Consider the following 12,323-nt stretch of genomic DNA (forward strand, 5'->3'; position numbering starts at 1 on the left):
CGGGGATACCACGGCAACTGTGAGCTACTCCCCAAGAACCTCGGAAACCAGTGCTTGCGCTTCTTTCTGCACCTGGGCCAAATGCTCGTCGCCCTTGAAGCTTTCGGCGTAAATCTTGTACTTGTCTTCCGTGCCGGACGGCCGGGCGGCGAACCAAGCATTCTCGGTGGTCACCTTCAACCCCCCGATGGCTGCACCGTTGCCGGGAGCCTCGGTCAGTTTAGCGGTGATGGGCTCGCCGGCCAGCTCGGTCGCGCCCACCTTTTCAGGTGAGAGCCGCTTCAGGGTGGCTTTCTGCTCGCGGTTGGCGGGGGCGTCGATACGCGCGTACGCGGGCTCGCCGAACTTCTCGGCTAGTTCGCGATAGCGCTGCGACGGCGTCTTTCCCGTCACCGCCGTGATCTCGGCCGCGAGCAGGTCGAGGATGAGCCCATCCTTGTCTGTCGACCACACGCTCCCGTCGAAGCGGAGGAAGGAGGCGCCCGCGGATTCCTCGCCGCCGAAACCGATGGTGCCGTCGATAAGCCCGGGCACGAACCACTTGAAGCCGACGGGAACCTCGACCAGCTCGCGGCCGAGGGAAGCGACGACGCGGTCAATCATCGAGGACGACACTAGGGTCTTGCCCACCGCGGTCCCCTCACCCCAACCCGGGCGGTGCGAGAACAGGTACTCGATCGCCACGGCGAGGTAGTGGTTCGGGTTCATCAGCCCGGCGTCGGGGGTGACGATGCCGTGACGGTCGGCGTCCGCGTCGTTGCCGGTTGCAATGTCGTACTTGTCGCGGTTGTGTACCAGGGAGGCCATGGAGCTCGGGCTGGAGCAGTCCATGCGGATCTTGCCGTCGGTGTCCAGCGTCATGAACCGCCAGGTCGCGTCCACCTGCGGGTTAACCACGGTCAGGTTCAGGTTGTGGGTGTCGGCAATGGCCTGCCAGTAATGCACGGACGCGCCACCCATCGGGTCGGCACCGATGCTCAACCCGCTCTCCCGAATCGCGTCGATGTCCCCCACGTTCGGCAGGTCCGCAACGTAGGAGCCCATGAAGTCGAACTTTCCGGCCCGTTCATCGAGCACGCCGCTTATCGACGCCCGCTCCACGCCCTCCAGACTGCGGGCAATGTAGGAGTTCGCGCGCTGCGCAATCCAGTCCGTTGCATCCGTATCTGCCGGGCCGCCGTTCGGCGGGTTGTACTTGAAGCCGCCGTCGCGCGGCGGGTTGTGCGAGGGCGTGATCACAATGCCGTCGGCGCGCTGCGGGTCGGTACCGGTGACTCCGCCGGGCAGTTGCGCGTTGTGCTTGAGAATGGCGTGGGATACCGCGGGGGTCGGGGTGTAGGCGCCGGCGGCGTCGACAAGCACGTCGATACCGTTGGCGACGAGTACCTCGAGCGCAGAGACCATCGCCGGCTCAGACAGCGCGTGAGTGTCGCGGCCGATGTAGATCGGGCCGCCGATGCTGTTCTCGCGGCGGTAGTCGACAATCGCCTGGGTGATTGCCCAGATGTGCTGCTGGTTAAATGCGTTGTCCAGTGACGATCCGCGGTGGCCTGAGGTTCCGAACGCCACCTGCTGGTCTGCGTCCTGCGGGTCGATGTCGCGCGTGTAGTACGCGGTGACAACCTCGGCAATGTCGATCAGGTCGTTCGGCTGTGCGGGCTGGCCCGCGCGTTCGTGTGCCATCTCAGGCTGCTCCTTAGCGTCACGGATGTCGTTGGTTTACTCTCCAATCATTCCCGCGCATGGGGGTTTTCGCCACGGTGCGCGACATTCGGGGGATAAACTGTCCCGTTGTGCTGACCGAATCCTTGAAAGTCGGTGCCGGCGCCGTGCTGGGGGCGCTGGCACGGTACGCGATCGTGTTCGCCCTGTCTGCGGTGACCCCCGCGGAGGTATTCGGCATTACACTCACCATGAACGCTGTCGGCTGCCTCGCCATGGGGTTTTTCGCCCCTGGGAAGTTCTGGGGCACGGGCTTCTTGGGCGGTTTCACCACTTTTTCTGCGGTTTCTTTGGCCGCCGCGCAGTCCTCAGCCATACTGGCCCTCGCGATCATGGCGGCATCCTTCGGCGCATGCGTCGGAGGGTGGCTAATCGGGGACGCTATGCGGAGACCGGCGGGGAGGTCCGCATGATTGCCGCTTTCCTTTCTGTCGCACTGGGCGGTTTCCTCGGGGGCATCGCCCGATGGGCCTTAAGCCGCAGCCCCGGTGGCACGGCGGGCACGTGGGCGGCCAACGCCGTCGGCTCCGCGGTTCTCGGCTTCACTGTCGGCATGCCCGGCATCTGGCCGCTGCTGTTGGGAACTGGTTTCGCAGGGGCACTTTCTACGTGGTCGACGCTGTCTCGAGAGCTCGGGCTCATGATCAAGCAGCGCCGGTGGAGGGAGGTGGCGCGCTACGCGCTCGCCACCGTGGTGGCCGGCCTCATAGGAGCGTTATTCGGGCTGCGCTACGCGGCCCGCGCCTTCGGCTCTTAGTCTGAGATCGCGTCCAGCGGGGGCGTCTTTGCCGCGCGCTGGGCCGGCCACAGAGCCGCCAAGATTCCGACGACGATAGAGCCAGCCAGCATAACTCCTACCAGCGTCCACGGGATATCGATGTTTTTCAACCCCTGATCCGCCAGAACGGTGAGAAACGCCCATCCCAAACCCAAGCCCATGAGGATGCCGAACAACGCGCCGAAGATCGCCATCTGGACGGATTCTAGGATGATCATCGTGCGGACCTGCCCGCGCTTTGACCCGACGGCGCGCAGCATTCCGATTTCCTGGCGGCGTTCAATAACCGAAAGCGTCAGAGTATTCACGATGCCGAGAATCGCGATAATCACCGCGAGCGAGAGAAGGGCGTAGAGGATGAATAGCATTTGGTCGATCATTCCCATGACCTGCCCGCTCATTTCATCCGTGGAGCGAACCTGCACGATGATGTCAGGTTTGACCTCCGCCTCGAGGTTGGCCCGGAGCTGGCCGGCGTCGGCTGTTCCGTCGCCGTTGACACCCACCATGTTGATCTTGACCGTGCTGGATGGCACGAGCTTCATCGCCGTGTCAAGACCGACGGCGGGCGCCTTGATGACGTTCGACTCCGCGAAGATGCCGCCGAGCGTCGCCTCCACGGTCTCGGGAGAGATCCCCGGTGCGGAAATAGTTACGGTGTCGCCCACTGACCACCCACGCTCCTTCGCCCACGCCTCGGGCGCGATCACGGTGTCGCCCTCGAGCTTAGACGTGCCATCCACCATCTCCAGGCTCAGCAACTCCGCAGGGTCCCCGGAAAACACGGGCGAGGCCCCGTACGGCCCGAACTGGTAGCCGAACTCGTCGTTGACGGCGATCGGCACCTCCGAGTAGGAGACGACTTCACCGACACCCTCAACCCCCGGAAGGCGTCCGGGCAGATCGGCGGGCACGGGGAATGCGCCGGTGTCGGGACCCGTAAGCACATACTCTGCGGTGATCTCGTTTTTGGTCAGATCGGCAACGGACTGCTTCATCGACGCCCCCAGCATGCCGATCACAGTCACCAGCGCAATGCCCAGCATGAGGGCGAAAGCGGTTGCCGACGTTCGCCGCGGGTTTCGGCGCGTGTTCGTCGACGCGAGCCGGCCCATTGCGCCGAACGGCGCACCGATGAGACGGCCCAGAGGCGGCACCACAGGCAGAGAGAAAGCCGGGCCCGCGAGGAAGACACCCGCGATAACGCCGACCGCTGCAGTCCCGACGAGAATCGCACGGTTGGCGGTGGTCCCCTCCTCCCACGACACTCCTGTTGCGGCCGCCACGGCGGCGACCGCAATTATTACGACACCGGCAATGGTTCGCGCCCTCAGCGGTTGCGGGGACGCCGACTCGCTCGAGCGCATCGCCTCGACGGGCTGAACCTGCCCGGCTTTTCGGGCCGGTGCCCATGCAGACAGCAACGTGACAACGACGCCCACCACAATGGGCACCCCTACTGCCTGCGCTGACAGGCCGAGTCCGCCGTCAGGAAGCGGCATGTCATTGGCCCCCATCACGGCCTTAATGATTGCAACGAGACCGGCGCCCGCGATCACACCGAGCACCGATCCGAGCAGGCCAACGATAAACGCCTCCACCGATACAGACCGGGTGATCTGGCTTTTCGACGCCCCAAGCGCACGCAGCAGCGCGAACTCCTTCGTCCGCTGCGCAACGATCATTGAGAACGTGTTGGCAATGAGGAATGTGCCCACCAACAAGCCGACCAGGCCGAAAGCGATGAGGAAGTAGCTGACAAAACTCAGTGCGTCGCGTACCTGCTTTGTCGCCTCCTCCGCGAGGACCTCACCGGTATCGATTTTGAGTTCGGGGTGCGCGGCTCGGAGGTCGTCGACAAGCTGCTGCGGGGCGATCCCCTCCGCAGCTGAAAGGGAGACCCTGGGAACCGTGGCCCCGTCGGTATAGAACTCGCGGAAGGACTCCGGGCTAATCTGGAACGCCAGCGACGCGCTCTGCGCGACCTCGTCGTTGTAGAAGCCGACCACGGTGTATGTTTGACGCCCAGCCTGATCCACAATCGTCAGCTGCTGGTCGAGAGAAATGCCGTATTTGCCGGCCGCGTTCTGGTTCAGAACGGCCTCCCCCACAGCATCGGGCGCGCGGCCGTCGACAATCTCAGCTGCCTGCCCCACCGACTCATCGGCCGGGTAGTAAATTGTCGCGGTTGAACCACCCTGTCCCGTCTGAATGGGGTCTCCCTCGGTGGTCGCCGCCACCACGGTCGCGCTCCCCTCGATGTTGAGCTTGTCGACGCCCGGCGCATCACGCAGCTCATCAACCACCTCGTTCGGGAGAGCCGCCATATTCTCACCCGGGCCCGCAACCGCATCAACACCGTCAAACTGCGAGCTCACCGCACTGCTGAACGTCCGATCAAGCATGTTTGTGAACATGAGCGAGCCCGCAATGAACGCGGTGCCGAGCACAACCGCAAGAATTGTAAGAGCGAGGCGAAGCTTATGGGCGACGATGTTGCGCATTGACACCCGAGTCATTGCGGAACGCATCTAACCCTCAATCCCGGACATCACCTGGAGGATCGACTCCATCGTCGGATCCCATAGCTCATCAACAATCTGGCCGTCGCGCAGAAAAATGACGCGGTCGGCGTAGGACGCGGCACGCGCGTCATGGGTGACAATCACGACCGTCTGCCCATCCTGGTCGACGGCGGTGCGCAAGATCTCGAGCACCTCACGCGAGGAGTTGGAATCTAAGTTGCCGGTTGGCTCGTCACCGAAGATGATCTCTGGTCGGCTGACCAGGGCACGGGCGCAGGCGACGCGCTGCTGCTGCCCGCCAGAAAGCTCGCTTGGACGGTGCGACAGGCGTTCTTTGAGGCCGAGGCGCGTGGCAATCTCGTCAAACCATCCTAGGTCCACCTCCCTGCCCGCGATATCGGACGGGAGCGTGATGTTCTCAGCAGCCGTAAGGGTGGGCACAAGGTTGAAGGATTGGAAAATGAAACCCAAGCGGTCCCTGCGCAAATCAGTGAGGTGGCTGTCCTTCAGCTCAGCTAGAGAAGTATCCCCGATGAAGGCTTGCCCGCCAGAGAAAGAATCGAGACCCGCCATCGTGTGCATGAGCGTCGACTTTCCAGAACCCGAAGGGCCCATAATAGCGGTGAACTGGTTCCTCGCGAACTCGACGGTTACGCCGTCCAGCGCCACCACCTGGGCGGAGCCCTCGCCGTACGTCTTAACCAAGTTGACCGCGCGCGCCGCTGCCTGAGGTTCTGGGGCGCGATGCCGTCCAGTTGCCGTGCTACCCATAAACACGATCACTCCGTCCTTGTTCCACGTATCTCTCCACAACACCGTACAGGGCCGGTCTGACATTGCCGAGATGGGAGTTGGACAACCCGAGGAATGACCGCACCTCCCAATTGCGCGGGCAGGATCGACGACCAAGAGCTTGGAATCGAAACGGCTAGAGCGCATCCCGGCCACGCCCCTCGGGCTACTTGTGTGCGTAGCGGATGCCAAGACCGAACAGGGTAACAGCGGAGTTGCTGAGGGGGTTGGCAGGGGGACACCGTGGACTCCGCGACGGCCGACACTGTTGTTGACCCGGACGAACTCTGAAAGACCGGAACGCCGGGGCGGTTACACTCCGCATTGCGGAGTACCTCCGGTCGGACCGGTTGTTTCCGCAGGAACTCTGAAACGGAGGAGTCTGCATTGCGGAGTTCCGGCCCGGACCACCGATGGGGCTAAATGCCCAGGAACTCTGCAGCGGCAGAGTCTGCCGTCGGAGTCTGAGTCCGCATTGCGGAGTACACACGGCGCGCCCGATTCGATGTTTTCGCAGGAACTCCGCCGCGGCGGAGTCCGGTGTCGGAGGCGGAGTCCGCATAGCGGACTTTCTTATGTCCGGTCCGTTGTTTTCGCAGGGACTCTGCCGTGGCGGAGTCTGGAGTCGGGGCGGAGTCCGCATTGCGGAGCACACAGCGGCCCCAACCGGTTGTTTCTGCAGCAGGTCCGCTGTGGCGGTGTCCGCATTGCGGAGTTTCTTGTGTCCGATCCGTTGATCTCGGTGGGCCACTACGTCCGCATTGCGGAGCTTCTCCGGCCCGGTCTGTTGTTTGTGCAGGAACTCTGCCACTGCGGGGTCCGCATTGCGGACTTTGTCGTGCCCAGTCCGTTGATCTCGCGGCAATTGTGCCGTGGCGGAGTTTGGTGACGGAGTCTGGTGTCGGGCCCGGTGTCCGCGTTGCGGAGTTTGGATGTCGGCTTACGTCGGTGGGGGTTTGATTGTCGGTCGTTGTTGCCCACGGTGTGGGTTGTTGGTGGGGTGCTGAAAGCCCGCAACCGGTCCACCGTGGTGGTGGGGGTTGCGGGCTTTGGTGTTGATGAAGTTGTTGGGTCGGCGGTAACTTACTCTCCCACCCCCTCCCGGGGGCAGTACCATCAGCGCGGGCGGGCTTAGCTTCCGGGTTCGGAATGGGTCCGGGCGTTTCCCCGCCGCCATCAACCACCGACACATCTTTTAAGGTGTGTCGCTTGTGTGCGACAAGTATGTTGTTGTTGTGGTCCACTTGTTTCCACCCGTGTGGGTGGTTTGGTGGTGGTTGTGTGGTGTGTCAGATACTGCATAGTGGACGCGTGCGGCTTTTATTGTTGAAACACTGTTGTGTTTTGTTTGGGCCGTTGATTCGTTGTTTTTTGTTGGTGTATTAGTACCAGTCACCTCCGGTAGTTGCCTACTGTCCAGATCTGGCCTATCAACCCCATAGTCTGTGGGGAACCTCAAAAGAAACCTCATCTTAAAACAGGCTTCCCGCTTAGATGCTTTCAGCGGTTATCCCTTCCGTACGTAGCCAACCAGCGGTGCTCCTGGCGGAACAACTGGCACACCAGAGGTACGTCCGTCCCGGTCCTCTCGTACTAGGGACAGCTTTCTTCAAGTTTCAACGCGCGCGGCGGATAGAGACCGAACTGTCTCACGACGTTCTGAACCCAGCTCGCGTGCCGCTTTAATGGGCGAACAGCCCAACCCTTGGGACCTACTCCAGCCCCAGGATGCGACGAGCCGACATCGAGGTGCCAAACCATCCCGTCGATATGGACTCTTGGGGAAGATCAGCCTGTTATCCCCGGGGTACCTTTTATCCGTTGAGCGACACCACTTCCACACGTTGGTGCCGGATCACTAGTCCCGACTTTCGTCCCTGCTCGACATGTACGTCTCACAGTCAAGCTCCCTTGTGCACTTACACTCTTGCACCTGATTGCCAACCAGGCTGAGGGAACCTTTGGGCGCCTCCGTTACTCTTTGGGAGGCAACCGCCCCAGTTAAACTACCCACCAGGCACTGTCCCCAACCCAGATCATGGGCCAAGGTTAAGGTATCCACTACGGTCAGAGTGGTATTTCAACAACGACTCGGCCACCACTGGCGTGGCGGTTTCATAGTCTCCCACCTATCCTACACAAACCGCACCGAACACCAATACCAAGCTATAGTGAAGGTCCCGGGGTCTTTTCGTCCTGCCGCGCGAAACGAGCATCTTTACTCGTACTGCAATTTCACCGGGCCTGTGGTTGAGACAGCAGGGGAGTCGTTACGCCATTCGTGCAGGTCGGAACTTACCCGACAAGGAATTTCGCTACCTTAGGATGGTTATAGTTACCACCGCCGTTTACTGGGGCTTAAATTCTCCGCTTCGGTATCACTACCTAACAGGTCCTCTTAACCTTCCAGCACCGGGCAGGCGTCAGTCCGTATACATCAACAGTATGTCTTCGCACGGACCTGTGTTTTTGATAAACAGTCGCTCCCCTCTATTCTCTGCGACCCCCACCCGCTGCCGGCCGTTAAAGGCCTTCACCGGTGAAGGTCCCCCTTCTCCCGAAGTTACGGGGGTAATTTGCCGAGTTCCTTAACCACAGTTCACCCGACCGCCTTAGTATTCTCTACCTGACTACCTGTGTCGGTTTCGGGTACGGGCCGTGCACACACTCGCTAGAGGCTTTTCTCGGCAGTACAGGATCACCCACATCACCCCAAAGGGGCTACGCGTCACGCCTCACACATATGAACCGAAGCATTTCACTCACAGTTCGTGCCACACGCTTGCACCACAATCCAATAAGTGGCTGAGCTACCTCACTGCGTCACCCCATCACTCGGCTACTACGGATCAGGCCCCACGCATCACAACAACCCACACGTCAAAGACGCGCATGGTTGCCGATCAGGGTGGTTAGTATCACCGATTCACCCTTGGGCGCGTATGCACGGGTACGGGAATATCAACCCGTTAACCATCGACTACGCCTGTCGGCCTCGCCTTAGGACCCGACTCACCCTGGGAAGACGAACTTGACCCAGGAACCCTTAGTCATCCGGCGGATAAGATTCTCACTTACCACTCGTTACTCATGCCTGCATTCTCACTCGTGCACAGTCCACAACCCCTTACGGTACTGCTTCACCCCATACACGACGCTCCCCTACCCATGCTAAAAGCATGCCGCGGCTTCGGCGGTGTACTTGAGCCCCACTGAATTGTCGGCGCGGAACCACTCGACCAGTGAGCTATTACGCACTCTTTCAAGGATGGCTGCTTCTAAGCCAACCTCCTGGCTGTCTTCGCGATCCCACATCCTTTTCCACTTAGTACACCCTTAGGGGCCTTAACCGGCGATCTGGGCTGTTTCCCTCTCGACTATGAAGCTTATCCCCCACAGTCTCACTGCCATGCAACACTTAAACCGGCATTCGGAGTTTGGCTGACATTGCTAAGATGATAGTCCCGCTCAACCAACCAGTAGCTCTACCTCCGGCAAGCTCACATAACGCTGCACCTAAATGCATTTCGGGGAGAACCAGCTATCACGGAGTTTGATTGGCCTTTCACCCCTACCCACAACTCATCCCCTCAGTTTTCAACCTAAGTGGGTTCGCGCCTCCACAACCTCTTACAGCTGCTTCACACTGGCCATGGGTAGATCACCCCGCTTCGGGTCCAGGACATGCCACTACAACACCCTCTTAGGATTCGCTTTCGCTACGGCTACCCCACCAGGGTTAACCTCGCGACATGCCGCTGACTCGCAGGCTCATTCTTCAAAAGGCACGCCATCACACACACGAGGTGCTCTGACGGATTGTAAGCGCACGGTTTCAGGAACTATTTCACTCCCCTCCCGGGGTACTTTTCACCATTCCCTCACGGTACTATCCACTATCGGTCACACTGAGTATTTAGGCTTACCGGGTGGTCCCGGCAGATTCACAGCAGATTCCACGAGCCCGCTGCTACTCGGGACACAATCAACACGCTGCCATGCATTTTCACGTACAGGGGCTCTCACCCACTACGGCGCACCATCCCAAGTGACTTCCGCTAACACACAACACACGCGCACAAAGTCGACAGCCTTCGTACAAATCGCATCCCACAACCCCACACACGCAACCCCTGCCAGGTATCACACGCACATGGTTTAGCCTCATCCACGTTCGCTCGCCGCTACTAGCAGAATCATATTTTATTTTCTTCTCCTGCGGGTACTGAGATGTTTCACTTCCCCGCGTCACCCCCACACAAGCTATGAATTCACCTGCGGGTAACACCACATAACTGGTGCCGGGTTTCCCCATTCGGACATCCTCGGATCAACGCTTAGTTGGCAACTCCCCGAGGCATAACGCAGCCTCACACGTCCTTCATCGGCTCAGCATGCCAAGGCATCCACCGTACGCCCTTAATAAAAAACACACAAAACACTAAGGCACACACACAAAACACAATTTCAAGAATAAAGATGCTCGCGTCCACTATACAGTTCTCACACACCACACCCACACCCACCGCACGCGCCCCAACAAGGAACACACACGACACAATGCAGGCCACACGGTAACAACACATCTGCTGCACCAGAAACCCAACAGCATGCCAACACACCACAATCATTTTTTGCCTGCAACCATCAATTGCACACCAGCGCGACACAAGCACAACCATTTCCAACGATCATGCCGGCATGCATCCACCCGGATTTCATACTTCGGCGGCAGTCACACACACGGCGACTCAACCACCCACGCACACCACACACCACCACCAACAACTGTCAGCAGCACACAATGTGACTCACAAAAACAAAAGCTCCTTAGAAAGGAGGTGATCCAGCCGCACCTTCCGGTACGGCTACCTTGTTACGACTTCGTCCCAATCGCCGATCCCACCTTCGACAGCTCCCTAACAAGTTTGGGCCACTGGCTTCGGGTGTTACCAACTTTCATGACGTGACGGGCGGTGTGTACAAGGCCCGGGAACGTATTCACCGCAGCGTTGCTGATCTGCGATTACTAGCGACTCCGACTTCATGGGGTCGAGTTGCAGACCCCAATCCGAACTACGACCGGCTTTCAGCGATTAGCCCCACCTCACAGTGTCGCAAACGCGTTGTACCGACCATTGTAGCATGTGTGAAGCCCTGGACATAAGGGGCATGATGATTTGACGTCATCCCCACCTTCCTCCGAGTTAACCCCGGCAGTCTCTCATGAGTCCCCACCATCACGTGCTGGCAACATAAGACAAGGGTTGCGCTCGTTGCGGGACTTAACCCAACATCTCACGACACGAGCTGACGACAACCATGCACCACCTGTACACCAACCACAAGGGAAACCGTATCTCTACGGCGATCTGGTGTATGTCAAGCCCAGGTAAGGTTCTTCGCGTTGCATCGAATTAATCCACATGCTCCGCCGCTTGTGCGGGCCCCCGTCAATTCCTTTGAGTTTTAGCCTTGCGGCCGTACTCCCCAGGCGGGGCGCTTAATGCGTTAGCTACGGCACGAACCCCGTGGAAGGGACTCACACCTAGCGCCCACCGTTTACGGCATGGACTACCAGGGTATCTAATCCTGTTCGCTACCCATGCTTTCGCTCCTCAGCGTCAGTTACTGCCCAGAGACCTGCCTTCGCCATCGGTGTTCCTCCTGATATCTGCGCATTTCACCGCTACACCAGGAATTCCAGTCTCCCCTACAGCACTCAAGTTATGCCCGTATCGCCTGCAGTCCCACAGTTAAGCCGTGGACTTACACAAACGACGCGACAAACCACCTACGAGCTCTTTACGCCCAGTAATTCCGGACAACGCTCGCACCCTACGTATTACCGCGGCTGCTGGCACGTAGTTAGCCGGTGCTTCTTTTCCAGGTACCGTCACTTACGCTTCGTCCCTGGCGAAAGGAGTTTACAACCCGAAGGCCGTCATCCCCCACGCGGCGTCGCTGCATCAGGCTTGCGCCCATTGTGCAATATTCCCCACTGCTGCCTCCCGTAGGAGTCTGGGCCGTATCTCAGTCCCAATGTGGCCGTACACCCTCTCAGGCCGGCTACCCGTCGACGCCTTGGTAGGCCATTACCCCACCAACAAGCTGATAGGCCGCGAGCTCATCCTATACCGCAAAAGCTTTCCAACCACACACCCACATGTGATTCCTATCCGGTATTAGACCCAGTTTCCCAAGCTTATCCCGAAGTACAGGGCAGATCACCCACGTGTTACTCACCCGTTCGCCACTCGAGTACCCCGCAAGCAGGGCCTTTCCGTTCGACTTGCATGTGTTAAGCACGCCGCCAGCGTTCATCCTGAGCCAGGATCAAACTCTCCACAAAAACATTTCAGCAGAAACATCCAGGCGTGAAAAGCCCAAACCCAACCACAACAAAAACCACACCACCAACCCCACAACAACAACCGCAGGGCCAGCAGCACTGGCACAAAATCCTAAAATTTCACTAGCAAAAACTAGCCACCAGCCCTCACAAT

5 protein-coding genes and 3 rRNA genes are annotated in these 12,323 nt (G+C 59.6%); 2 read left to right on the forward strand and 6 right to left on the reverse strand.

Going from position 1 to position 12,323, the window contains the following annotated elements; genetic code table 11:
- Positions 1–24: 24 nt before the first annotated feature.
- A complete protein-coding gene (gene pgm / locus G7Y29_RS08750; RefSeq protein WP_165004328.1) occupies positions 25–1,683 on the reverse strand; it encodes a phosphoglucomutase (alpha-D-glucose-1,6-bisphosphate-dependent) in 1,659 nt (552 codons plus the stop codon).
- A gap of 110 nt (positions 1,684–1,793) precedes the next feature.
- Between pgm and G7Y29_RS08755 the strand changes: the two genes are divergently transcribed.
- Both G7Y29_RS08755 and G7Y29_RS08760 read left to right on the forward strand, forming a co-directional pair.
- Entirely contained in the window at positions 1,794–2,135 is a 342-nt protein-coding gene (locus tag G7Y29_RS08755; RefSeq protein ID WP_165004325.1) for a CrcB family protein, read from the forward strand.
- Positions 2,132–2,479 carry a fluoride efflux transporter FluC gene (locus tag G7Y29_RS08760; protein ID WP_235933588.1) on the forward strand — a complete coding sequence of 116 codons (348 nt, stop codon included), beginning with the start codon at positions 2,132–2,134 and terminating at the stop codon, positions 2,477–2,479. The genes G7Y29_RS08755 and G7Y29_RS08760 overlap by 4 nt, the downstream gene beginning before the upstream one ends.
- Here G7Y29_RS08760 and G7Y29_RS08765 read toward each other — a convergent pair.
- The 5 genes from G7Y29_RS08765 to G7Y29_RS08785 all read right to left on the reverse strand — a co-directional run bounded on the left by G7Y29_RS08765 (position 2,476) and on the right by G7Y29_RS08785 (position 12,169).
- Positions 2,476–5,031, reverse strand: a complete 2,556-nt coding sequence (locus G7Y29_RS08765; protein ID WP_165004319.1) for an ABC transporter permease — start codon at positions 5,029–5,031, stop codon at positions 2,476–2,478. The two genes, G7Y29_RS08760 and G7Y29_RS08765, sit on opposite strands and share 4 nt — an antisense overlap.
- Positions 5,032–5,796 carry an ABC transporter ATP-binding protein gene (locus tag G7Y29_RS08770; protein WP_165004316.1) on the reverse strand — a complete coding sequence of 255 codons (765 nt, stop codon included), beginning with the start codon at positions 5,794–5,796 and terminating at the stop codon, positions 5,032–5,034.
- A 1,091-nt stretch (positions 5,797–6,887) separates the two neighbouring features.
- Positions 6,888–7,005 (reverse strand): 5S ribosomal RNA (gene rrf, locus G7Y29_RS08775).
- A 174-nt stretch (positions 7,006–7,179) separates the two neighbouring features.
- Positions 7,180–10,250: ribosomal RNA gene (locus G7Y29_RS08780) — 23S ribosomal RNA — on the reverse strand.
- A gap of 401 nt (positions 10,251–10,651) precedes the next feature.
- Positions 10,652–12,169: ribosomal RNA gene (locus tag G7Y29_RS08785) — 16S ribosomal RNA — on the reverse strand.
- The 16S, 23S and 5S rRNA genes sit together here, the layout of an rRNA operon.
- Between the last annotated feature and the right edge of the window lie 154 nt (positions 12,170–12,323).

The sequence above is a fragment of the Corynebacterium qintianiae genome, assembly GCF_011038645.2.
In the GTDB taxonomy this organism is placed as follows: Bacteria; Actinomycetota; Actinomycetes; order Mycobacteriales; family Mycobacteriaceae; genus Corynebacterium; species Corynebacterium qintianiae.